Here is a 22,156-nt window from a genome sequence, read left to right as displayed (position 1 = left end):
CGTTGTCATAGGTGCCACTCAACCACGGTCTCACCCACTCATAGTGACCGACAGAGGCTCCACTGCATGTTCTCGTGGCCCGGTCCGAGGCACAAGTTTAGAACTGAGTTCAGGTTCAGCCGTAAGGACGTAGAAGCATTGCACGCCATGAACCACACCTAGCTCCTCCTCCGCCGGAGACAGTCCCCCAAGTTCGGGAGCGGCAGCCAGAAAAAACAAGCGCGCTGAATAACCCCAGTCCCCGGAAAGTCCGCAAGGGGCTCGAAAGATGCCAAAATTTGCCGGTGTCGCTCAACGCAAGATCAGCGAAGAAATAAGGGTTTCAGCCTCTGCCAATACGTATCAAACAAGACTGATTAGTTCGAGCTCTACTACGGCGTCTAGCCTCCAGCCTGCACGGCAGGAACGCTGAAACGGCGAAGGCGGCCACCGTTACCACGGTGGCCGCCTTTTTCGTTCACCGAGGGTGCAGGGCAGGATCCCGGCTAAGGTGGAGGCCCGGCTCCAGACGTGCTGAGAGCGGGAGCCGGACCCCCTTGACGAATGCCCCCCGAGACGAAGACTCTGTCCAGCCTTCCCCCCAACAAGGTTGGAGAACACCGCCAATCCACATAATCGGGCAAACGGTTGCTGAGCGCAACGCCGGCACCGCCCGTTACGCCGCCGGAGCGCCGGCAAAGGCGCGGAACATGGTCCGCTGCGGCCCGGCAGACCCGCCCGTGTATTGGCCGCAATCAACATAGCCGGCGCGGCGGTAAGCGGACAGGCCGGCCGGGTTCGCCTCATTGACGGAGAGTACGACGCCGGACTGGCCACTTTGGTGCCTCATGGTGAGCTTCTGCGCGGCCTCCGCAGCGGCGGCAGCAGCGCGCGTCCCGAGGCCCGAGCCCTGGTGCCGCCGGTCGATCAGGAAGCCGCGCAGCAGCCAGGCGGAGTGGTCGTCGGGCCAGCCGGCAAGGCGCGCCGCCCCCGCCTGCAGGGTCAGCAGGCCGACGGCGGCGCCGGCCCACTCGATCACGTACGGCCGCCGCGCCGCTTCCGCCAGTCCGGCAAGGGCCATCCTCAGCGGATCACCGACGAAGCGTTCCTGCCCGGGAGCCAGCTCAAGCTCCGCAACGGCGCCCAGCTGGATTGCACGGGCGTCGGCGTCCAGGTCCCGCAGCGGAATGAGCCATACCGGCCCGCCCGTGCAGCTGTCACTGTCCATAGAAGACACGCTCGAAGACTGCCCGTGCACGGCGGCTCACCCGCAGGTAGTCCTCCTCCAGCGCGGTGGCATTGCCGGGCTCATAGCCACACCAGCGCGCCACGGCCTCAAGGTCCCGGCGTGAGGAGGGCAGGAGGTCGGAGGCCTTGCCGTTCCAGATGACGTTGGCGGACCGGATCCGGCTTGCCAGCCGCCAGGCCCGGACCAGCAGGGCGGCGTCCGGCCCGGCCAGCAGTTCCAGCTCCGCCGCGGCTTCCAGGGCTTCCACGGTGGAGGTGGTCCGCAGCTCCGGATGCTTGCCCGCGTGCTGGAGCTGGAGCAGCTGGACGAGCCACTCAACGTCACTGAGTCCCCCGCGGCCCAGTTTGAGGTGCCGGGCGGGGTCGGCGCCACGTGGCAGCCGTTCGGATTCGACGCGGGCCTTGATGCGCCTGATCTCCCGTACATCCTGCTCCGACACGGATTCGGGGTAGCGGATGGGATCGACGAGCTGGATGAAGTCTGCAGCGAGGCCGTCGTCGCCTGCCATGGGACGCGCCCGCAGCAGCGCCTGGGCCTCCCAGATCAGGGACCAGCGGCGGTAGTACTCGGCAAACGACTCAAGGGAACGGACCATGGCGCCGTTCTTTCCCTCCGGCCGGAGATCGGCATCCATCTGGAGGACGCGTTCGGCCATGATGGCGGGCTTCAGCGGCTGGGTCAGGAGGCTGGAGACCTTGCCGACGATGCGGGCGGCCTGCTCCTGCGCTTCGGCCTCGGAAAAGCCGGGCAGGGCCCGGTGGACGTACATGACGTCGGCGTCGGAGCCGTAGCCGATCTCCTGCCCGCCCTGGCGGCCCATCGCCACTACAAGCACTGCGGTCTTCAGGGGCCCGTTGGCGGACACTATGCCCTCCGCCACCCGCAGCGCACCCAGGACAGCGGCCCGGTCCGTGTCCGCCAGCGCCCTGCCCACCTGGTCCTGGTCCAGCAAGCCTGCGGAATCGGCGATCGCAATGCGCAGGATCTCGCGGCGGCGGATCAGACGGATCAGCCGCATGGCGCTCTCCGGGTCCTTGTGCCGGGACATCTTGGAGGTGATCTCCTGCCACTGCGCCTGGAAATCAACCGGGGCGAGGTCCTTGTCGTGCCCCAGCCAGGCCACCGATTCCGGCGACACCTCCAGCAGGTCGGCGATCAGCCGGGAATTGGACAGCATGTGGCAGAGCCGCTCGGCGGCGGCGTTGGAGTCGCGGAGCATGCCGAGGTACCAGTGGGTGGTGCCCAGCGCCTCGCTGATCCGGCGGAAGGCCAGCAGGCCAGCGTCGGGATCCACGCCCTCGGCCAGCCAGTCAAGCAGGATGGGCAGGAGCTGCCGCTGCAGGGCCGCGCGGCGGCTGACACCGGCGGTCAGGGCCTCGATGTGCCGCATGGCACCCTTGGGGTCCCGGTACCCGAGGGCGGCGAGCCGGCCCTCTGCCGCTTCGGGCGTGAGCCTCGCGTCCTCGCTGCTGAGTTTCGCCGCCGTATTCAGCAGGGGACGGTAGAAGATGCGCTCATGCAGTTCACGGACGGAGCGCTTGGTCTTCTGCCAGGCGGACAGGAGCGCATCGGGGTGCGGCCGTTCGTTGGAGAACGGACCCAGCACTGCCTTGGCCAGTGACCGCAACGCGGGCTCGGCAACCGGCATGAGATGCGTGCGGCGGAGCTGGAACAGCTGGATGCGGTGTTCCAGCAGGCGCAGGTAGCGGTAGGCGTTGTCCAGAGCGGCGGCGTCGGACCGCCCGATATAGCCCCCGGCCGAAAGCGCCGCGATCGCGGACGTGGTGTCCCGCCGTCGTAATGTCTCATCCGACTTGCCATGCACCAGCTGGAGCAACTGGACAGTGAACTCAACGTCCCGCAGGCCGCCACGGCCAAGCTTGATCTGCCGTTGCTCTTCCGCCGCCGGGATGTGCTCGGTGACCCTGCGGCGCATGGCCTGCACGGACTCGACAAAGCCTTCACGGCCCGCCGAATTCCAGATCAGCGGGGCCACGGCCTCCTCGTACTTGCGGCCCAGGTCCGCGTCGCCGGCGATGGTGCGGGCTTTAAGCAGGGCCTGAAACTCCCAGCTCTCGGCCCACCGCGCGTAATACGTTTCGTGCGACGCGAGGGTGCGGACCAGCGGGCCCGACTTGCCCTCGGGCCGCAGGTTGGCATCCACCTCCCACAAACCGGGTTCCCGGGCAACGGAGGAGATGGCCCGCGAGATGCCGCTCGCCAGGGCCGTGCCGATCGTGTTGGCCTGGGCGTCCTCAAGGCCGCCGGCGTCAACCACATAGATGACGTCGACGTCGGAAATATAGTTCAGTTCGCGGGCTCCGCATTTGCCCATGCCGATCACGGCGAGGCCGACGTCCGCCACGTCCGCGGCGCTGTACTGCTCCCCGGCCTCCGCACGGGAGACTGCGAGGGCGGCCTCGATGGCGGCACCGGCAAGGTCCGCCAGCTCCCCGCCGACAGCGGGCATGAAGTCCAGCGGGTCGGCCGCGCACAGGTCCTTGATGGCCAGGTCCACCACCCCGCGGCGGTAGGCCGTGCGCAGGGCAACGTAGGCGTCGGAACCGGTGGCTGCGGCGACAGGGCGGGCAGCCCGGGGGTCTGCGCCCACGGCTTGCAAGAGGGTTGCGCGCAGGCGCCCGGGGTCGGCAGGCAGGGGTTCCGGGCTGACTCGGACGTCGAACGCGTCGAGGTGCTCCGGGTGCCGGATGAGGAACTCCCCCAGCGCTTCGGAGGCGCCGAGCAGCCGGTACAGCGGCTCACTCTTTTCCGGGTCCGCAGCGGCCAGGTCCCGCAGCTGCGGGTGCTTTTCGATCAGCCGGACCAGGGACTGGAGGGCGGTGTCCGGGCTTGCAGCCAGGTGCAGGCCGGCGAAGAGCCTGTCCTGGTCCAGCCCTTCCAGCTCGCGCGCAGCCAGGAAGCGTTCGCCCTTTTCCAGGTCGCTAAATCCGGCCGCGATGAGGCGGCGTGCCAGGCTCACGCCGGCCGCCTAGAGGATGCCGAGGTTGCGCTGCAGCTCGTAGGGCGTCACCTGCAGCCGGTAGTCCTGCCATTCGGCGCGCTTGTTCCGCAGGAAGTGCTCATAGACCTGCTCGCCGAGGATCTGCGGCAACAGCTCCGAGTCCTCCATGGAGCGGATGGCGTCGTGCAGGCTGGCCGGCAGCGGGTCGTGCCCCATGGCCCGGCGCTCGGCCGAGCTGAGCGACCAGACGTCGTCCTCCGCCGCGGCCGGCAGGTCGTAGCCCTCCTCGATGCCCTTCAAACCGGCGCCGAGCAGGACGGCGTAGGCGAGGTACGGGTTGGCCGCCGAGTCGATGCCGCGGTACTCGATCCGCGCCGACTGCCCCTTGCTGGGCTTGTACAGGGGCACGCGGACCAGCGCCGAACGGTTGTTGTGTCCCCAGCTGAGGTAGCTGGGTGCCTCGCCGCCGCCCCAGAGCCGCTTGTAGGAGTTGACGAACTGGTTGGTCACCGCGGTGAACTCCGGCGCGTGCTTGAGGATGCCGGCGATGAACTGGCGGGCGGTCTTGGACAGCTGGTATTCCGCGCCGGCTTCAAAGAACGCGTTGCTGTCGCCTTCGAACAGCGAGAAGTGGGTGTGCATACCCGAGCCGGGGTGGGCCGTGAACGGCTTGGGCATGAACGTGGCGTAGGTCCCCTGCTGCAGGGCCACCTCCTTGATGACGGTGCGGAACGTCATGATGTTGTCCGCCGTCTGCAGGGCGTCGGCGTAGCGGAGGTCGATTTCGTTCTGGCCGGGGCCGCCCTCGTGGTGGCTGAATTCCACAGAGATTCCCACCGATTCCAGCATGGTGACGGCGGTACGGCGGAAGTCCTGGGCCACGCCGCCGGGCACGTGGTCAAAGTAGCCGCCCTCGTCAACCGGCACCGGAGCGCCGTCCGGGCCCAGTTCCTGGGACTTGAGAAGGTAGAACTCAATCTCGGGATGGGTGTAGCAGGTGAACCCCATGTCCGCGGCCTTGGCAAGGGTCCGCTTGAGGACGTTGCGCGGATCCGCGGTGGAGGGCTCGCCGTCGGGGGTCAGGATGTCGCAGAACATGCGCGACGTCTGCTCGGTCTCCCCGCGCCACGGCAGGATCTGGAAGGTGGCCGGGTCGGGCTGCAGTAGCATGTCGGACTCGAAGACGCGCGCCAGGCCCTCAATGGAGGAGCCGTCAAAGCCGAGGCCTTCCTCGAAGGCGCCCTCCACTTCCGCGGGGGCCAGGGCCACGGACTTCAGCGATCCCACGACGTCGGTGAACCACAGGCGCACGAAACGTACGTCGCGCTCTTCGATTGTGCGCAGGACAAACTCTTGCTGGCGGTCCATGATGGCCTCTTCTCCGGTCAACGTCCATGCTCCGGGGCCCCGCACAGGGGAAGCCGGCAGCAGTTCATCAACACTGTACTAAGCATTCGGCGCCGATGCTTGAGCCTGCGCGGCGCGTAACACAGCATTAACCTCCGCGGCCGGGGATGCAGGCGGGGCACCCCCGTTTGGCCGCCGATACAGGGCGCCCGGGTGCCCGCGATATGACGCTAATCACCCTTGGCCGCCTGCTGCCGCGGTAGCTAGGACGGCGGGTACCGCATTACGCTCATCCCATGGCTTCCAGCAACAGTTCCGACTCAAGCGTGTCCGCCGACGTACCCGCCCCCTACGGCAGCGGGCCCGGGCAACAGCCCGCTGCCGCTGCGGAACGGAAGCCGGCGAAGGTCCGCATCCACCACCTGCAGCAGGCCAAGAAGGACGGAACGCGGTTCGCCATGCTGACCGCCTACGAACAGTACACCGCCGAGATTTTCGACGCCGCCGGCATCGAAGTCCTTCTGGTCGGGGACTCGGCGTCCAACAACGTGTTCGGCAATGAGACCAGCCTGCCCGTCACCGTGGATGAGTTGCTGCCGCTGTGCCGGGCTGTTGCGCGGTCGGCCAAGCGCGCCCTGGTGGTGGCGGACCTTCCCTTCGGCAGTTACGAAGTCTCGGCCGAACAGGCGGTCGCCGCCGGCGTCCGGTTCCTGAAGGAAGGCCTGGCCCACGCCGTGAAGATCGAGGGCGGAGAGTATTACGCGCCAACGGTCCGGGCGATGGTTCAGGCGGGCATTCCGGTCATGGCGCACATCGGATTCACGCCGCAGAGCGAACACGCCCTGGGCGGCTACCGGGTCCAGGGCCGCGGCGACGACGCGCAGCGGCTGATTGACGACGCCCAGGCCCTGGCCGGGGCAGGCGCGTTCTGCGTGCTGATGGAGATGGTACCGGCCGAAACCGCCGCGGCGGTCGACGCTGCAGTCGACGTCCCCACCGTAGGCATCGGCGCGGGCAAGGCAACCACCGGCCAGGTGCTGGTGTGGCAGGACATGGCAGGGCTGCGCGGCGGCCGGATGGCGAAGTTCGTCAAGCAGTACGCAGACCTGCGCAGCACCCTCCTGGACGCCGCGACGGCCTACGGCGAGGACGTCCGGTCAGGCGCGTTCCCCGGCCCCGAGCACTCGTTTTAACTTTTTACAACGGCGCTGGAACAGGCGACCTGACCGCAACGGGCGGGTGACGTGTCGGCGTCTGGTGGTGCTCCGGAAGCGGACGTCAAGGTGAGGCCGCCCGCGGCCGAGGCAGTCCGCCGAGGAGCGCCGCCCAGGCGCCCCTGCGCCCGCCACCTGTTCAGTCGTCGTCGCCCTTTTCCCAGGCCTCGTTGCGCGCCTTCACCTTCTCCAAAGCATGCTCGGCTTCGGCCCTGGTCTTGTACGGGCCAATGAGCTGGCTCCAGTCCGACAGCCGGTCCTCTTCCACCTCGTGGGTGTTGATGTTGAACCAATACTCGGTCATCGTTGCTCCTCGTTCCGTCGGGGGCACCGCAGGGTGACCCACGTAACTTAAACCCCGCGGCGGGTCTTCGCCGCCTGTCGGTTATTGGGCGTTCAGCGGTGCCTTATATGATCAATCTATGCCTTCCCTTGCCTCGACTGCACCCATCGGCACCCTCACCCCTGGAGCCGTCAGCCCGCAGCGTCCCGTTCCGGCGTCCATCCCCCGCCCGGAGTATGTCGGCAAGCCTGCCCCGGCCAAGTTCACCGGATCCGAGGTCAAGTCCGCCGGGACGATCGAGAAGATCCGGGTCGCCGGAAAGATCGCAGCCCAGGCCATCGTGGAGGTCGGAAAGCACATCCAGCCAGGCGTCACCACGGACCAGCTGGACAAGGTGGGCCACGAATTCCTGCTCGACCACCACGCCTACCCCTCTACCCTGGGCTACCGCGGCTTCCCCAAGTCGCTGTGTTCGTCCCTGAACGAGGTTATTTGCCACGGCATTCCGGACAGCACGGTGGTCCAGGACGGCGACATCCTGAACATCGACATCACGGCGTACATCGACGGTGTCCACGGCGACACGAATTACACCTTCCTGGTGGGCGACGTCGACGAGGAGTCCCGGCTGCTGGTGGAACGGACCCGGGAGTCGCTGAACCGGGCCATCAAGGCGGTGGCCCCGGGCCGAGAGATCAACATCATCGGCCGTGCCATCGAGTCCTATGCCAAGCGCTTCGGCTACGGCGTGGTGCGCGACTTCACCGGCCACGGCGTCGGCGAGGCCTTCCACACCGGCCTGATCATTCCCCACTACGACGCCGCCCCTGCCTACAACACCGTCATCGAGGCCGGCATGGTGTTCACCATCGAGCCGATGCTCACGCTGGGCACGGTGGAATGGGACATGTGGAGCGACGACTGGACGGTGGTCACCAGGGACCGTAAGCGCACGGCGCAGTTCGAACACACGCTGCTGGTCACCGAGACCGGCGCAGAAATCCTGACCCTCCCCTGACCGGGCCCCACCGGCAAAAGCACGTAGAACCAAGCACGCAGAACCGGTCCACGCCGGAGAATCCAAACCAGGGGCGCCCCGATGCGCCCCTTACCTGCCCGCCCCTGTCACGAACGGAAAACCGCATTGGCCAAGAACGACGAGAAGCCGCACAAGAACGAACCGCTGATCGGCATCGATATCGGTGGAACGGGTATCAAGGGCGGCATTGTCGACCTGAAGAAGGGCAAGCTCCTGGGTGACCGGTTCCGCGTGCCCACCCCGCAGCCCGCCACCCCGGAGGCGGTGGCCGAAGCCGTGGCCCTGGTGGTGGCGGAACTCTCGGCCCGGCCCGAGGCGCCTGCCGCCGGTTCGCCCGTCGGCGTGACGTTCCCCGGCATCATCCAGCACGGTGTGGTCCATTCGGCCGCCAACGTGGACAAGAGCTGGCTGGAGACGGACATCGACGCGCTCCTCACCGCGCGGCTGGGCCGGCCGGTTGAGGTCATCAACGACGCCGATGCCGCAGGCCTGGCCGAAGCCCGCTACGGCGCCGGCGCGGGCGTGTCCGGCACCGTCCTGGTCATCACGCTGGGCACCGGCATCGGATCAGCCTTCATCTTCGACGGCAAGCTGGTGCCGAACGCTGAGCTGGGACACCTGGAAATCGACGGTTTCGACGCCGAGTCGAAGGCGTCCGCCGTGGCACGGGAACGGGACGGCCTGTCGTGGGACGAGTACAGCGTGCTGCTGCAGCGCTACTTCTCGCATGTCGAGTTCCTGTTCTCGCCGGAACTGTTCATCGTGGGCGGCGGTATTTCGAAGCGCGCGGATGAATACCTTCCCAACCTCAAGCTCCGCACGCCGATCGTGCCTGCCGTGCTGCGCAACGAGGCAGGAATTGTGGGCGCCGCCCTGGAAATCGCGCTCCAGCACAAACTGGCCAAGTAGCGCTGGTGCCGGTGGCGGCTGCGGCTTCCCCTCCGCTGCCGCCACCGGCGTCTAGAGGGGGCTCTTCTCGGAGCTCTTCGCGCCCGATGCGCCCTTGGCGTCATCCTCGGCCTCGTGGCGGAGCAGGGCAATGGCTGTTTCAAAATCCTCAAGGGATTCGAAAGCCTGGTAGACGCTGGCGAAGCGGAGGTAGGCCACCTTGTCGAGCTTCTGCAGGGGGCCAAGGATGGCGAGGCCAACCTCGTGGGCGTCGATCTCGGCAGCTCCGGAAGCCCTGATCTGCTCCTCCACCTCCTGGGCGAGCAGGGCGAGGTCGTCCTCGCTCACGGGCCGGCCCTGGCAGGCTTTCCGCACGCCGTTGATGACCTTGCTCCGGCTGAACGGCTCCCCCACGCCCGAGCGCTTGATGACGGACAGGCTGGTGGTTTCGACCGTGGTGAAGCGGCGGCCGCATTCGGGGCACTGGCGGCGCCGGCGGATTGCTGACCCGTCGTCAGCCATCCGGCTGTCCACTACGCGGGAATCGGGGTTGCGGCAGAACGGGCAATACATGGCGTTCCCCCTTCTCGCTTGTGGTGTGCAACGTGGTCAGGGCCATCATCGCCGCCGGGCGGCAATGCTGTGGCGCCTTTCAGTTTACGGCCATATCTGGGGGAATAACAATCCTGTAATTACTACATGTAGTAGCTACGGCGTCTCCGGGAACCGGGCCGTCACGGCGTCTCCGTGGGCCGGCAGGTCCTCCGCCCGGGACAGGTTGACGATGTGGCTGCTGACCTCGGCCAGGGCGGACTCACTGTAGTTGATGACCTGGATGGCCCGCAGGAAAGTGGTGACGTTCAGCCCCGAGGAGAAGGCAGCGGTGCCGCTGGTGGGCAGCACGTGGTTCGAGCCTGCGCAGTAGTCGCCCAGGCTGACCGGGCTGTAATCGCCCACGAAGATGGCGCCGGCGTTGCGGATACGTGCCGCCACCTTCGCAGCGTCCCGCGTCATGATCTCCAGGTGCTCTGCGGCGTAGGCGTCGCACGCCGCGATGCCCTGCTCCAGTCCGTCCACCAGCACAGCGCCGGACTGCGGGCCGGAGAGGGCCTCCCGGACGCGTGCGGAGTGCTTGGTGATGCCTGCCTGCCGCTCCAGTTCGGCCCGCACTGCCGTCACAAGTTCCTCGGAATCGGTGATCAGCACCGAAGCCGCTTTCGGGTCATGCTCGGCCTGGCTCACCAGGTCCGCCGCGACCAGCGCGGGCTGGGCGGAGTCATCGGCCAGGACGGCGATCTCGGTGGTTCCCGCCTCCGAATCGATCCCCACGACGCCCTTCACCAGCCGCTTGGCGGTGGCGACGAAGATATTCCCCGGGCCGGTCACCACGTCCACGGGCTCCAGCGCCGGGCCGTGGGCGTTGCTTTCCGCCCCGTAGGCGAAGGCGGCGATGGCCTGCGCGCCGCCGATGGCGTACACCTCGGTGATTCCCAGCAGGGCCGCCGCAGCCAGGATGGTGGGGTGCGGCAGTCCGCCGAACTCCTTCTGCGGGGGCGAAGCCAGGGCAATGGACTCGACGCCGGCGGCGAGTGCGGGAACGACGTTCATGATCACGGACGACGGGTAGACGGCAAGCCCGCCGGGAACATACAGGCCCACGCGCGCCACGGGAACCCAGTTCTGGCTCACCACCGCGCCGTCGCCGAGTTCGACGTCGACATTGCGGGGCCGCTGTCCGTCCGCGAACTTCCGGGCCCGGCTGATGGACTCCTCCAGCGCGGTCCGCACGGCGGGATCCAGCCCGGCCAGGGCGTCGGCAATTGCCTGTGCGGGGACCAGCGGGTGGTCCTGCTCCACGCCGTCGAACTTCCGGGCCAGCTCGGCCAGGGCAGCAAAACCGCGCCCGCGTACAGCGGAGATGATGTCCAGGACCTTTTCCTCGGCGTCCGCCATGGTCTGGCCCTGGGCCCGCGGGACGGCGGCGCGCAGCGCGGCGAGGCTCATGCTGCGCCCGCGAAGGTCAATGGTGCGGAAATCGACGGCGGCAGTCGCTGGGACAGGGAACTCCGGGGAAATGGTCACCCGCCTATTTTACGGCGCTGAAACTGCCCGGAGTTCCCTGCCCGCCATCCGCGGGCTTCCGGCCGAGCAGGGTCACCAGTTCCAGGACAAAGATCGAGACGGCCGTGGCGCCGGGCCACAGCAGCAGGACGGGCCAGGCACGCAGGGAGAAGGCGACGCTGGCGTTGGCCGAAGCGTCCGCCGCCGGACCCCAGAGCCGGGCAGCGAGGAGGCCTGTCTGCCACGCCAGAATGCTGCCGGCCAACGCCCCCGCCAGCCCCATCAGCAGCGCCGCCTGCGGGTCCCTGCGCTTCCCGTCGGACAGGAACACCGCCAGCAGGCAGCCGGCCAGCACCATGATGCCTGCGAGGGTCAGGTCCCGCGGAAGCCACACCACCGGGTTGCCGCCCGTTGCCAGGGCGGGGTCCCTGGTAAGGAGGTTCAGGCCGCCCGGTGCCAGGACCCACCAGAGAATGCCAGCGGGGATCCCCGCCGCCGCCGGGACCAGCAACATGCTCCAGGGCAGCCGGGCGGGCCGGACAGAATTCGTCATGCAACACACCTTAACAAAGGTTCCCCGTATCCCCCGGCGCCGGGTGGCGTGGGGTGTGCTGCTGCGGGTTTTCCACGGCGGCCCGAAAGCCCAATAGGCTTGGAGTAAGAGACACGCCACTTATCGCCAGGAGTTCCGGTGACCGACAACACCGCGCCGTTCGAGCAGACGTTCAGGGAGATGTTCCGGCGCCATGCCGCAGGCGTCGCCATCATCACGGTGAACTACCAGGACGAGCCCTACGGTTTCACCGCCACCTCCGTGGCCTCGCTGTCCGCGAAGCCCCCGCGCTTCACCTTCAACATGGCACGCAGTTCCAGGTCCTGGCCCGCCGTCGCCAACACGCAGTACCTGGGCGTCCACATGCTGGGCCTGGAGAACCAGGAGCTGGCCGCCCGGTTTGCGCGGCCAGGTAACAGGTTCGAAGGCAACCACTGGGAGATCGGCCCCCGGGGGGTGCCCATCCTGAAGGACGTCGCCGGGTGGCTGATCGGCGAGGTGCAGATGCGGCTGTCCTTCGAGAACAACGCCGTGGTGGTGGTCCAGGTGGTGGACGGCCAGGTGGGCGGCGACGGCTCGCCGCTGCTGTACCACGGCGGCGCCTACGGGCAGCCCGTTCCCCTCGACTACGAGATTTAGGCCAGCCCGGCACAAAGGCGCGGACGACGGCGGGAGGTACTTCCCGCCGTCGTCCGCGTCGCTGTCAGGCGTCCAGGCAGGCTGGGCCCAGCAGGACTTTCAGGTCACCGAAGAGCGAAGGGCTGGGGTTCACCCGCAGGTGGACTGGCAGGCCCATGATCTCCGTGCGGGTGTCCCCCTGCAGGTGCAGCCGGACCTCCGAGTTGCCCCGGTGCGTGCGCAGCACGTCGCCGAGTTCGGTGACCACGGCTTCGGTGGCCTTGTGCGTTGGCATGGTGATCACCAGCGGCCCGTGCAGCCCCTCGCTGAGGTCCGGAACGGACAGTTCCATGCAGTTCAGCGTGATGGCCCCGTCATCGCGCTTTTGCAGCCTGCCCTTGACCACCACGATCAGGTCCTCGGCGAGCACGGAGGCGATGGGCCCGTAGACCTGGCCGAAGAACATCACTTCAATCGAACCGCCCAGATCCTCCACTTCGGCGCGGGCATACGCGTTGCCGCTGGCCTTGGCGATCCGCCGGCTCAGGGAGGTGATCATGCCGGCGATGGTGATGATGGCACCGTCCTGCGGCCCGTCCTCGCCCAGGATGGACGTGATGCTCATCTCCGCGTGCTGGGCCAGGAGGCCTTCCAGGCCCTGCAGCGGGTGGTCCGAGACGTACAGGCCCAGCATGTCCCGCTCGAAGGAGAGCTTGTCCTTCTTTTCCCACTCGGGCAGGTCCGGAATCTCGATGCTGAGGGACGCTTCCGATTCGGCTTCGTCGAACCCGGCGAAGAGGTCGAACTGGCCGATCGCCTCGTTGCGCTTGAGGGTGATGACCGAATCGATGGCCTCTTCATGGACCATGGCCAGGGCGCGGCGGTGGTGGCCCAGTGAATCGAACGCGCCGGACTTGATCAGCGATTCGATGGTCCGCTTGTTGCAGACCACGGCCGGAACTTTCATCAGGTAGTCCTTGAAGGACGTGAAGGCGCCCTCGCTTTCACGGGCGGCCACCATGGCTTCCACAGCGTTGACGCCCACGTTGCGGATGGCGCCCATGCCGAAGCGGATGTCGTTGCCCACAGGGGTGAAGTTCAGTGCGGACTCGTTGACATCCGGCGGCAGCACCGTGATGCCCATGCGGCGGCACTCATTCAGGTAGATGGCGGACTTGTCCTTGTCGTCACCCACCGAGGTCAGCAGCGCGGCCATGTACTCAGGCGCGTAGTGCGCCTTGAGGTACGCGGTCCAGTAGGAGATGACGCCGTACGCCGCCGAGTGGGCCTTGTTGAAGGCGTAGTCGGAGAACGGCAGCAGGATGTCCCACAAAGTCTTGACGGCTTCCATGGAGTAGCCGTTGTCCTGCATGCCCTGGGAGAAGCCGGCGAACTGCTTATCCAGCTCGGACTTCTTCTTCTTGCCCATCGCGCGGCGCAAAATGTCTGCCTGGCCCAGCGAGTAGCCTGCCAGCTTCTGCGCGACGGCCATGACCTGCTCCTGGTACACGATCAGGCCGAAGGTGCCGCCCAGGATCTCGCGGAGGGGTTCCTCAAGTTCCGGGTGGATGGGGATGACTTCCTGAATCCCGTTCTTGCGCAGTGCATAGTCCGTGTGGGCGTTGGCGCCCATGGGGCCCGGCCGGTAGAGCGCCAGGACGGCGGAGATGTCTTCGAAGTTGTCAGGCTTCATGAGCTTGAGCAGCGACCGCATGGGACCGCCGTCGAGCTGGAAGACGCCCAGGGTGTCACCGCGTGCCAGGAGTTCGTAGGAGGCGGCGTCGTCCAGTTCGAGGTTTTCCAGGTCCAGGTCGATGCCCCGGTTCATCTTGATGTTCTCAAGGGCGTCGGAAATGATCGTGAGGTTCCGCAGGCCCAGGAAGTCCATCTTGATCAGGCCCAGGCCCTCGGACGTCGGGTAGTCGAACTGGGTGATGACTTGGCCGTCCTGGAAGCGGCGCATGATCGGGATGACGTCGATGATGGGGTCCGAGGACATGATGACGCCGGCGGCGTGCACGCCCCACTGGCGCTTCAGGCCCTCGATGCCCAGTGCCGTCTCGAAGACCTTGGCGGCCTCGGGATCGGTGGCGATCAGCTGCCGGAAGTCGCCGGCCTCGGAATACCGCTTGGCCTCGGGGTTCTGGATGTCCGCGAGCGGAATGTCCTTGGCCATGACGGCCGGCGGCAGCGCCTTGGTCAGCGTCTCGCCCATGCTGAACGGGTAGCCGAGGACGCGGGATGAGTCCTTGAGGGCCTGCTTGGTCTTGATCGTGCCGTAGGTGACGATCATGGCCACGCGCTCGTCGCCGTACTTGCGGGTCACATAGTCGATGACCTCGGAGCGGCGCCGGTCATCGAAGTCGACGTCGAAGTCGGGCATGGAGACGCGGTCCGGGTTCAGGAACCGTTCGAAGATCAGTCCGTGCCGCAGCGGGTCGAGGTCGGTGATGCGCATCGCGTAGGCCACCATGGAGCCTGCACCCGAGCCGCGGCCGGGGCCCACCCGGATGCCGTTGTTCTTGGCCCAGTTGATGAAGTCGGCAACCACCAGGAAGTAGCCCGGGAAGCCCATGGACGTGATGACGCCGAGCTCGTAGTCGGCCTGTTTCCTGACATCGTCCGGGACGCCGCCGGGATACCGGTACTTCAGTCCCTTGTCCACTTCCTTGACCAGCCACGAGGTCTCGTCCTCGCCCGGCGGGCAGGGGAACCGGGGCATGTAGTTGGCGTCGGTGTTGAAGGACACCTCGCAGCGCTCCGCGATGAGCAGGGTGTTGTCACAGGCGTCCGGGTGGTCGCGGAAGAGCTCCCGCATCTCCTGCGGGGATTTGAGGTAGTAGCCGCTGCCGGAGAAGGCGAAGCGCGAGCCGCCGTTGTCGTACGTCGGCTCCAGCAGGGTGGAACCGGACTGGATGGCCAGCAGGGCCTCGTGCGCCTTGGCGTCGTGCTCGTGCGTGTAATGGAGGTCGTTCGTGGCCACCAGCGGCAGGTTCAGGTCCTTGGCGAGCCGCAGCAGGTCCCCCGTGACACGGCGTTCGATATCAAGCCCGTGGTCCATCAGTTCGCAGAAGTAGTTCTCCGCGCCGAAGATGTCCCGGAATTCGGCCGCCGCTTCCAGGGCTTCGCGGTACTGGCCGAGGCGCAGCCGGGTCTGGACTTCGCCGGAGGGGCATCCCGTGGTGGCGATGAGGCCCTCGGAATAGGTGTTCAGCAGTTCGCGGTCCAGCCGGGGCCACTTGCCGAAGACGGAGTCCAGCGACGCGATGGAGGAGGCGCGGAACAGGTTCCGCATGCCCACGTTGTTGTAGCTCAGCAGCGTCATGTGCGTGTAGGAGCCACCACCGGAGACGTCGTCCTTGCGCTGGGATTCGTCGCCCCACCGCACGCGTTCCTTGTCCGTCCGCGCGGTGCCCGGAGTCACATAGGCTTCGACGCCGATGATCGGCTTGATGCCCTTGGCCTGGGCCTTCTGCCAGAAATCGAAAGCACCGAACAGGTAGCCGTGGTCCGTCGTGGCAAGGGCAGGCATGCCCAGGCGCTCGGTCTCGTCGAACAGCTCCCCCAGGCGGGCAGCTCCATCCAGCATGGAATATTCGGTGTGGGTGTGCAGGTGGACAAACGAATCATTGCTGGAACTCACCGCACTATTCTAAGCGCTGCCTCCCGGGCGTCCGGGCTGCGGCCGGCGTGTCAGGTTCACCGGCCCGTCAGGCCTGCCCGGATCCCAGAATGTCCAGGGCGTAGGCCAGGTCCTGCGGATAGTCGCTGGTGACCGTAACGCGCTCCCCCGTCACCGGATGGTCAAACGACAGCTCCCTTGCATGCAGCCACTGCCGCGTCAGGCCGAGGTTTGCAGCCAGCCGCGGGTCTGCGCCGTAGGTGAGGTCACCGGCGCAGGGGTGCCGGAGCGCGGAGAAGTGGACGCGGATCTGGTGCGTCCGGCCGGTTTCGAGGTGCACTTCCACCAGGCTGGCCCTGCCGAAGGCCTCAAGTACCTCGTAGTGGGTGACGGAGGGGCGGCCGTCCTCGATCACGGCGAAGCGCCAGTCGTGTCCGGGGTGGCGGCCGATTGGCGCGTCGATGGTTCCGGTCAAGGGGTCCGGGAGTCCCTGCACCACAGCGTGGTACACCTTGTCGACTGTGCGTTCCTTGAACGCCCGCTTGAGCGCGGTGTAGGCCCGCTCCGACTTTGCGACGACCATCACCCCGGAGGTGCCGACGTCGAGCCGGTGGACGATGCCGGCCCGTTCGGGGGCGCCGGAGGTGGAGATGCGGTAGCCGGCGGCGGCCAGGCCGCCCACGACGGTGGGCCCCACCCAACCGGGTGACGGGTGCGCCGCTACGCCCACGGGCTTGTCCACGACGACGAAATCGTCGTCGTCGAGCAGGATGTTCAGGCCTTCCACAGGTTCCTCCACGACTTCCAGCGGGTTGCGCCGTTCCGGCACCGTGATGTCCAGGACATCCCCGGCCACGAGTTTTGCCGACTTGCCCAGCGTCTTGCCACCGTGCAGCACATGGCCCTCCGCCAGCAGCGAGGCGGCAACGGACCGCGAGATTCCCAGGATTCCTGCCAGCCCGGCGTCCGCACGTGTTCCGCCGAATGCTTCTTCGATAACGATGCGCTCAGTCATGGCCGGGCCCGTCCTTGCGTCCGCCGCCCACGCGGGTGCCGTCGAGGGCTACGCCCCGGATGGTCAGGATGCAGATGATGCCGACGGCGGACACCACGGCGGAGTCGGCGATGTTGAAGATCGCGAAGTTGGGCAGCTGGATGAAGTCCACCACATGCCCCATCCCGAAGGACGGTTCACGGAAAAGCCGGTCGGTGAGGTTCCCGAGGGCACCGCCCAGCAGGAGGCCAAGCGCCAGGGCCCACCAGGCGGATCCCAGCCTGCGTACCTGGAAAAGGATCGCGATGGCGACTCCGGCCATAATGAGGGAAAACACCCAGGTGATGTTCTCACCGATGGAAAACGCAGCCCCGGAGTTCCGGATGAAGTACCAGTGCAGGAGGGGCGGCAGCACCGGGATCCGCTCGCCCTCGACCATGGTGGAGGTGACCCAGAGTTTGGTCAGCTGGTCCAGGACATAGGCAAACACCGCGAATCCGGCGAAGAGGGACAGCAGCACAGCCCGGCGCGGGCGCTGGGAGGGCGGGACAGGGCGTGCGGCGTCGGCGGCAAGTTCGTCAGTCATGGTGCTTTCATTCGTAATACCGGGTGATGCCAAAAGCCGGTGGCCGAGGAATCCTCAGCCACCGGCTTTCAGAATACGTGCTGCCAGCTTAGTTGGCTTCGCTGACTTCCGGCGTCGCAACCGAGCCACGGGCTTCGAGGTCGCGGAGCTGGCCCTCGATGTAGGCCTTCAGGCGTGAGCGGTAGTCGCGTTCGAAGCCGCGCAGCTGCTCCACCTTGCGCTCGAGGACCGAACGCTGCTGTTCCAGTGCACCGAGGATCTTCCGGGACTTCTCCTGGGCGTCGTTGACGAGGCTGCTGGCTTCGATCTGCGCTTCGGCGATGATCTTGTCCTTCTGGGCCTGTCCGTCGGCGACGTGGCGGTCGTGCATCTGCTGGGCCATGGCCAGCAGGCCGGCAGCGGACTCGGCGGATGCGGTGGCGGCAGGAGAACCGGCAGCGGGGGCGGCAGCAACCGGAGCCGGCTGGACGTCCTTCTTCTTGGCGGCTTCGGCAGCCTTGGCTTCAGCCTCTGCCTTCTCGCGGGCCTCGTCCTTGTCGGCCTTGACCGGCGCGGGGACCTTTTCCACCACGGGTGCGGTGGCTGAGCTTGCCGGAACGCTGGAACCCGCTTCGGCGAGCTTCTTGCGAAGTTCGTCGTTTTCCTGGTTCAGGCGGCGAAGCTCGACGACGATCTCGTCCAGGAAGTCGTCAACCTCGTCCTGGTCGTAGCCCTCACGGAACTTGGTGGGCTGAAAGCGCTTGTTGACAACGTCTTCTGGCGTCAAAGCCATCTGGTCACCTCACTGGTCTGGTTAGTCAGTAGGCCTTCCGGCCGTCAAAACTACGGTACCTAAATTTGGTCTGCTTACTCTAATTCAACACTGCGGTGTCAAACTCGAGCTTTCTTCGCTTTCACAGTAACTGTTCCCCGCCGGAGAGCACCGCTGCGCAGCTGGGCCGTGTCGGTAAATCAGGCAAGGCCCCTGGTGATGTTCATCGCAATGCTGACCCCGATGAAAAGGATCAGGAAGCCCAGGTCCAGCGAGATGCCCCCCAGCCGCAGGGGCGGGATCATCCGCCGCAGGCCCTTGAGGGGAGGATCGGTGATGGAGTACACGGTGTGCGCCACCACCAGGGCGGCACCCCTGGGGCGCCACTCCCTCGCGAACACCTGCACCCAGTCGAAGACCAGGCGGATGATGAGGGCGATAAAGAAGAGCAGCAGCGCGAGATAGACCAGTGCGAAAACAATTGCCATGGCTTAATTCATATCTCCGTATCCAGCGGTGGTGCCGCGGTGTTGCCGAGCGTCTTCTCTATTTCAGCACAGATGCCAGACAGGTGTCCCTGCCTGGCATCCGGCCGCATCCTGATGTTCAGCTTTGGTTGAAGAAACTGGCCTGCGTGTCGCTGGCCTTCTTGTCGTCGCCGATGACTTCCACGTACGACGGCGAGAGCAGGAATACCTTGTTGGTCACCCGTTCGATGCTGCCGCGCAGGCCGAATACCAGCCCGGCAGAAAAGTCCACCAGACGCTTGGCGTCGGCCTCGCCCATGTCGGTGACGTTCATGATCACCGGAATGCCGTCCCGGAAGCTCTCACCGATGAGTTTGGCGTCGTTGTAGGAGCGCGGGTGGATCGTGGTGATCTGGCGGAGGCCGGTGTTCTCTTCACGGCTCGATGCCGCACGCTTTATGGGAGTCACAGGGGCGCGGTATTCCTCTTCAGGGGTGTAGGACGCCTCACGGCTGACTTCGCGGACCGGTGCTGGCGCACGGCGTTCCTCGCGGTCAACTTCCATTGTTTCGTCCTCATCCTTACGTGTGGTCTGTTGCTCGGGCTCGTAATGCTCGTCGCCGTCGGCGAGCCCAAGATAGATCATTGTCTTGCGCAGAGCGCCGGCCATGGTCGACTCCTAATCGTGTCCCGTAAGCGGGCCGCCCAATGATTCGACAGCACTGGAGTCCCCCGCCCATCACTTCCAACAGGACCGACGCTACCCCACTGCGGGACGGGAACCGAGAATATCGGAACCGATTCGCAGGTGTGTCGCCCCGAACTTGATGGCGTCTTCCAGGTCCTGGCTCATGCCCGCCGAGATGGCTGTGGCGCCGGGATACTCCGCCACCAGGCGCGCGGAAATCGCGGCCAGCTTCTCGAAGGCGGGCCCCGGCGGCAGGCCCAGGGGGGCAACCGCCATGACCCCGGCAAGGTTCAGGCCGGGCTCCGCGGCGATCCTCTCGGCCAGCACCGGGACGTCGGCCGGGACAGCCCCTCCCCGGTGCGTGCCGGCGTCGTCTGCATGGTCTTCAAGGTTGACCTGGATATAGCAGTCCAGGGGCGGCCGTCCGCTGGCGTCAATTTCATTCCGGGCCGCCTTTGCCAGGGCCTCTACCAGCTGCTCGCGGTCCACCGAGTGCACTGCCGAGGCGTAGCGGACCACGGACTTGGCCTTCTTCGTCTGGAGCTGGCCAACGAAGTGCCAGGTGAGAGGGCAGTCGGCGAGTTCGGCCGCTTTCGCGGCTGCCTCCTGGTCCCGGTTCTCGCCCACGTCCGTAACGCCCAGGGCGGCGAGCCGCCTGATGTCCGCGGCCGGGTGGAATTTTGTGACCACGATGAGTGAGGGCGGCCGGTCGGCGCGCCCGGCGGCTTCGGCGGCGGCGGAGATGCGCCGGCGGACCGCTGCGAGGCGTTCCGCCAGTTCAGCAGTTCGGGGATCGGTCCCTGGTTCGCCGTGGGCAGAGGTGTCAGTCATGGCACCACACCACTCCGGCGAAGCGGCCGGTGTTCCGGTTCCGCCGGTACGAATACAGGCTCTCCGTCTCCAGCGTGCAGGTGCCCGAGTATTCCACCTGCACCCCTGCCGCCTCGAGCTGGCTGCGGGCTCCGGCCGGAAGGTCCAGCGCGGGCGTTCCCCACGAGGTGGCGCTCCAGCTCGCGGGTACCAGTTCAGCCACCTCGTCGCGAAGGGCAGCGGGAACCTCATAGCAGGCGCCACAGATCGATGGACCAAGCCACGCCCGGATGCCGGAGGCACCGAGGGAGGCCATCCTGTCCACTGCGGCAGGAAGCACGCCGCTGGCAACGCCCGGGCGTCCGGCATGGACGGCGGCGAGGACTGGACCGGTGGCCGCAGTACCGGCAAGCAGAACGGGAATGCAGTCGGCCACCATGACTGCCAGCGGCAGGCCCCGGGACACCATGCCGTCTGCTTCCGGCGACGGCGAACCGGCATCCATGACAGCAACGTTTGCGCCGTGGACCTGGTTCATGAAGCGGAGCGACTGGGGAGCCACGCCAATGGACTGCTCCACGCGGCGCCGGCGCTCCTGGACAGCTGCAGGGTCGTCGCCCACGTGCAGGGCCAGGTTGCCGGCTCCGGCGTCAGTGAATGCGGCCGACACCCCCGGGAGGATGCCGGCGCGCCAATGGAACAAGCCGGTGCCTACTTCAGGAAATCGGGGACATCCAGGTCGTCCGGGTGGGTGCCGGTCAGGTCCGGCTCCACGACGGACGGCAGGTCGACGTCGAAGCCGGAATCAGCAGGGACGGCCGACGGACGCTGCTGGCCCCAGTTGCTCAGTCCCGCCGCACCAACACCGGCGTGGATCGGCTGCACACTGGCCTGGTGCGTGCCGCCCGACTGCGGCTGGGCCGACGCGGGCGCGGCTGCCGGGGCGGCCGGGCGCTGCGGAGCGGCCTGGGGCTGGGACTGGTCCATGGACGGCGACGTCGCCTTGACGTCGTCGAACCCGGCGGCGATCACTGTGACGCGGGCTTCGTCACCCAGGGCGTCGTCAATGACGGCACCGAAGATGATGTTGGCCTCGGGGTGTGCTACCTCCTGGACCAGCCGGGCGGCCTCGTTGATCTCGAACAGGCCGAGGTCCGAGCCACCCTGGATGGAAAGCAGCACGCCGTGGGCGCCATCGATCGAAGCTTCCAGCAGCGGCGAGGCGATGGCCAGTTCGGCCGCCTTGACGGCGCGGTCCTCGCCCCGGGCCGAACCGATGCCCATCAGCGCGGAGCCGGCACCCTGCATGACCGACTTCACGTCGGCGAAGTCGAGGTTGATCAGGCCAGGGGTGGTGATGAGGTCGGTAATGCCCTGGACACCTGAGAGCAGCACCTGGTCCGCGGAGCGGAAGGCGTCCAGGACCGAGACGTTGCGGTCGCTGATGGACAGCAGGCGGTCGTTGGGGATCACGATCAGGGTGTCGACTTCGTCGCGCAGGGCGTCGATGCCGGCCTCTGCGGAGCCGGCGCGGCGGCGGCCCTCGAAGGTGAACGGACGGGTGACGACGCCGATGGTCAGGGCGCCGAGGGACCGGGCAATCCGGGCGACGACGGGCGCGCCGCCGGTGCCGGTTCCGCCGCCTTCGCCGGCCGTCACGAACACCATGTCGGCGCCGCGCAGGACTTCCTCGATTTCGTCCGCGTGGTCCTCGGCGGCCTGCTTGCCGACCTCCGGGTTGGCACCTGCTCCGAGGCCACGGGTCAGCTCGCGTCCGACGTCGAGCTTCACGTCGGCGTCGCTCATCAGCAGTGCCTGGGCGTCGGTATTGATCGCGATGAACTCAACACCCCGAAGCCCGACCTCGATCATGCGGTTGACTGCGTTCACGCCACCGCCGCCGATGCCGACGACTTTGATGACGGCCAAGTAATTCTGCGGAGCTGCCACGTTACGTGTCCCTTGTTCGTGTCTTATTGCGAAAAACTGATGGAGAGCTTGAAGGACGCAACCTTAACCTTCGACTTGAAGGTTATAGTTATGTC

The 22,156-nt window shown here is 66.8% G+C and carries 20 protein-coding genes; 4 read left to right on the top strand and 16 right to left on the bottom strand.

Features of this window, described 5'->3' with window-relative positions; genetic code table 11:
- Window positions 1-655 precede the first annotated feature (655 nt).
- From K4G53_RS20430 to K4G53_RS20420, 3 genes are read right to left on the bottom strand one after another with little or no spacing between them, the layout of a single operon-like run.
- Entirely contained in the window at window positions 656-1,207 is a 552-nt protein-coding gene (locus K4G53_RS20430) for a GNAT family N-acetyltransferase (RefSeq protein ID WP_221387519.1), read from the bottom strand.
- Window positions 1,197-4,208, bottom strand: a complete 3,012-nt coding sequence (locus K4G53_RS20425; protein ID WP_221387518.1) for a bifunctional [glutamine synthetase] adenylyltransferase/[glutamine synthetase]-adenylyl-L-tyrosine phosphorylase — start codon at window positions 4,206-4,208, stop codon at window positions 1,197-1,199. The genes K4G53_RS20430 and K4G53_RS20425 overlap by 11 nt, the downstream gene beginning before the upstream one ends.
- Before the next feature lie 9 nt (window positions 4,209-4,217).
- Complete coding sequence (locus K4G53_RS20420; RefSeq protein WP_221387517.1) at window positions 4,218-5,558, bottom strand: glutamine synthetase family protein; 1,341 nt, start codon at window positions 5,556-5,558, stop codon at window positions 4,218-4,220.
- A 275-nt stretch (window positions 5,559-5,833) separates the two neighbouring features.
- Here K4G53_RS20420 and panB point away from each other — a divergent pair, with 275 nt between their 5' ends.
- Window positions 5,834-6,730 (top strand): 3-methyl-2-oxobutanoate hydroxymethyltransferase, encoded by an 897-nt coding sequence (gene panB / locus K4G53_RS20415; protein WP_221387516.1) that lies wholly within the window; start codon window positions 5,834-5,836, stop codon window positions 6,728-6,730.
- 160 nt (window positions 6,731-6,890) lie between these two features.
- Here panB and K4G53_RS20410 read toward each other — a convergent pair whose 3' ends face one another.
- Window positions 6,891-7,055, bottom strand: a complete 165-nt coding sequence (locus K4G53_RS20410; RefSeq protein ID WP_221387515.1) for an SPOR domain-containing protein — start codon at window positions 7,053-7,055, stop codon at window positions 6,891-6,893.
- A gap of 118 nt (window positions 7,056-7,173) precedes the next feature.
- Between K4G53_RS20410 and map the strand changes: the two genes are divergently transcribed.
- Window positions 7,174-8,052 carry a type I methionyl aminopeptidase gene (map, locus tag K4G53_RS20405; protein ID WP_221387514.1) on the top strand — a complete coding sequence of 293 codons (879 nt, stop codon included), beginning with the start codon at window positions 7,174-7,176 and terminating at the stop codon, window positions 8,050-8,052.
- A gap of 126 nt (window positions 8,053-8,178) precedes the next feature.
- On the top strand, window positions 8,179-8,982 hold the full coding sequence (gene ppgK, locus K4G53_RS20400; RefSeq protein ID WP_221387513.1) for a polyphosphate--glucose phosphotransferase: 804 nt from the start codon (window positions 8,179-8,181) through the stop codon (window positions 8,980-8,982).
- A gap of 51 nt (window positions 8,983-9,033) precedes the next feature.
- Here the strand turns inward: ppgK and nrdR are convergent, their stop codons facing one another.
- The 3 genes from nrdR to K4G53_RS20385 all read right to left on the bottom strand — a co-directional run bounded on the left by nrdR (window position 9,034) and on the right by K4G53_RS20385 (window position 11,575).
- Entirely contained in the window at window positions 9,034-9,534 is a 501-nt protein-coding gene (gene nrdR / locus K4G53_RS20395) for a transcriptional regulator NrdR (protein WP_221387512.1), read from the bottom strand.
- A 135-nt stretch (window positions 9,535-9,669) separates the two neighbouring features.
- Complete coding sequence (hisD, locus tag K4G53_RS20390) at window positions 9,670-11,043, bottom strand: histidinol dehydrogenase (RefSeq protein ID WP_221387511.1); 1,374 nt, start codon at window positions 11,041-11,043, stop codon at window positions 9,670-9,672.
- 4 nt (window positions 11,044-11,047) lie between these two features.
- On the bottom strand, window positions 11,048-11,575 hold the full coding sequence (locus tag K4G53_RS20385) for a hypothetical protein (RefSeq protein ID WP_221387510.1): 528 nt from the start codon (window positions 11,573-11,575) through the stop codon (window positions 11,048-11,050).
- 138 nt (window positions 11,576-11,713) lie between these two features.
- Here K4G53_RS20385 and K4G53_RS20380 point away from each other — a divergent pair, with 138 nt between their 5' ends.
- Window positions 11,714-12,214 carry a flavin reductase family protein gene (locus tag K4G53_RS20380; protein ID WP_308287940.1) on the top strand — a complete coding sequence of 167 codons (501 nt, stop codon included), beginning with the start codon at window positions 11,714-11,716 and terminating at the stop codon, window positions 12,212-12,214.
- Between the two features lie 64 nt (window positions 12,215-12,278).
- Here the strand turns inward: K4G53_RS20380 and dnaE are convergent, their stop codons facing one another.
- The 9 genes from dnaE to ftsZ all read right to left on the bottom strand — a co-directional run bounded on the left by dnaE (window position 12,279) and on the right by ftsZ (window position 22,061).
- Window positions 12,279-15,836 carry a DNA polymerase III subunit alpha gene (gene dnaE / locus K4G53_RS20375; protein ID WP_221387509.1) on the bottom strand — a complete coding sequence of 1,186 codons (3,558 nt, stop codon included), beginning with the start codon at window positions 15,834-15,836 and terminating at the stop codon, window positions 12,279-12,281.
- 67 nt (window positions 15,837-15,903) lie between these two features.
- Window positions 15,904-16,830, bottom strand: a complete 927-nt coding sequence (locus tag K4G53_RS20370) for an RluA family pseudouridine synthase (RefSeq protein WP_221387508.1) — start codon at window positions 16,828-16,830, stop codon at window positions 15,904-15,906.
- Window positions 16,823-17,395, bottom strand: a complete 573-nt coding sequence (lspA, locus tag K4G53_RS20365; protein ID WP_221387507.1) for a signal peptidase II — start codon at window positions 17,393-17,395, stop codon at window positions 16,823-16,825. Before lspA ends, K4G53_RS20370 begins: the two co-directional genes overlap by 8 nt.
- Before the next feature lie 88 nt (window positions 17,396-17,483).
- On the bottom strand, window positions 17,484-18,167 hold the full coding sequence (locus tag K4G53_RS20360) for a DivIVA domain-containing protein (protein WP_221387506.1): 684 nt from the start codon (window positions 18,165-18,167) through the stop codon (window positions 17,484-17,486).
- Window positions 18,168-18,346: 179 nt separating this feature from the next.
- On the bottom strand, window positions 18,347-18,634 hold the full coding sequence (locus tag K4G53_RS20355) for a YggT family protein (protein WP_221387505.1): 288 nt from the start codon (window positions 18,632-18,634) through the stop codon (window positions 18,347-18,349).
- Window positions 18,635-18,752: 118 nt separating this feature from the next.
- Entirely contained in the window at window positions 18,753-19,283 is a 531-nt protein-coding gene (locus K4G53_RS20350; protein WP_221387504.1) for a cell division protein SepF, read from the bottom strand.
- A 90-nt stretch (window positions 19,284-19,373) separates the two neighbouring features.
- Window positions 19,374-20,132: a YggS family pyridoxal phosphate-dependent enzyme gene (locus tag K4G53_RS20345; RefSeq protein WP_221387503.1), complete on the bottom strand. Its 759-nt coding sequence runs from the start codon at window positions 20,130-20,132 to the stop codon at window positions 19,374-19,376.
- Complete coding sequence (locus K4G53_RS20340; RefSeq protein WP_221387502.1) at window positions 20,125-20,814, bottom strand: polyphenol oxidase family protein; 690 nt, start codon at window positions 20,812-20,814, stop codon at window positions 20,125-20,127. The genes K4G53_RS20345 and K4G53_RS20340 overlap by 8 nt, the downstream gene beginning before the upstream one ends.
- An 8-nt stretch (window positions 20,815-20,822) precedes the next feature.
- Window positions 20,823-22,061: a cell division protein FtsZ gene (gene ftsZ / locus K4G53_RS20335; protein WP_221387501.1), complete on the bottom strand. Its 1,239-nt coding sequence runs from the start codon at window positions 22,059-22,061 to the stop codon at window positions 20,823-20,825.
- Between the last annotated feature and the right edge of the window lie 95 nt (window positions 22,062-22,156).

The sequence above is a fragment of the Arthrobacter sp. MAHUQ-56 genome, assembly GCF_019710585.1.
In the GTDB taxonomy this organism is placed as follows: Bacteria; Actinomycetota; Actinomycetes; order Actinomycetales; family Micrococcaceae; genus Arthrobacter.
This window is presented reverse-complemented; position numbering and strand designations above follow the sequence as displayed.

Bases quoted from the DNA above. Each gene is read 5' to 3' on its own strand.
- lspA (WP_221387507.1), bottom strand. From the start codon at position 17,395: ATGACTGACGAACTTGCCGCCGACGCCGCACGCCCTGTCCCGCCCTCC.
- K4G53_RS20360 (WP_221387506.1), bottom strand. From the start codon at position 18,167: ATGGCTTTGACGCCAGAAGACGTTGTCAACAAGCGCTTTCAGCCCACC.
- K4G53_RS20420 (WP_221387517.1), bottom strand. From the start codon at position 5,558: ATGGACCGCCAGCAAGAGTTTGTCCTGCGCACAATCGAAGAGCGCGAC.
- panB (WP_221387516.1), top strand. From the start codon at position 5,834: ATGGCTTCCAGCAACAGTTCCGACTCAAGCGTGTCCGCCGACGTACCC.
- K4G53_RS20370 (WP_221387508.1), bottom strand. From the start codon at position 16,830: ATGACTGAGCGCATCGTTATCGAAGAAGCATTCGGCGGAACACGTGCG.
- K4G53_RS20345 (WP_221387503.1), bottom strand. From the start codon at position 20,132: ATGACTGACACCTCTGCCCACGGCGAACCAGGGACCGATCCCCGAACT.
- K4G53_RS20355 (WP_221387505.1), bottom strand. From the start codon at position 18,634: ATGGCAATTGTTTTCGCACTGGTCTATCTCGCGCTGCTGCTCTTCTTT.
- K4G53_RS20410 (WP_221387515.1), bottom strand. From the start codon at position 7,055: ATGACCGAGTATTGGTTCAACATCAACACCCACGAGGTGGAAGAGGAC.
- map (WP_221387514.1), top strand. From the start codon at position 7,174: ATGCCTTCCCTTGCCTCGACTGCACCCATCGGCACCCTCACCCCTGGA.
- K4G53_RS20350 (WP_221387504.1), bottom strand. From the start codon at position 19,283: ATGGCCGGCGCTCTGCGCAAGACAATGATCTATCTTGGGCTCGCCGAC.
- nrdR (WP_221387512.1), bottom strand. From the start codon at position 9,534: ATGTATTGCCCGTTCTGCCGCAACCCCGATTCCCGCGTAGTGGACAGC.
- K4G53_RS20385 (WP_221387510.1), bottom strand. From the start codon at position 11,575: ATGACGAATTCTGTCCGGCCCGCCCGGCTGCCCTGGAGCATGTTGCTG.
- K4G53_RS20430 (WP_221387519.1), bottom strand. From the start codon at position 1,207: ATGGACAGTGACAGCTGCACGGGCGGGCCGGTATGGCTCATTCCGCTG.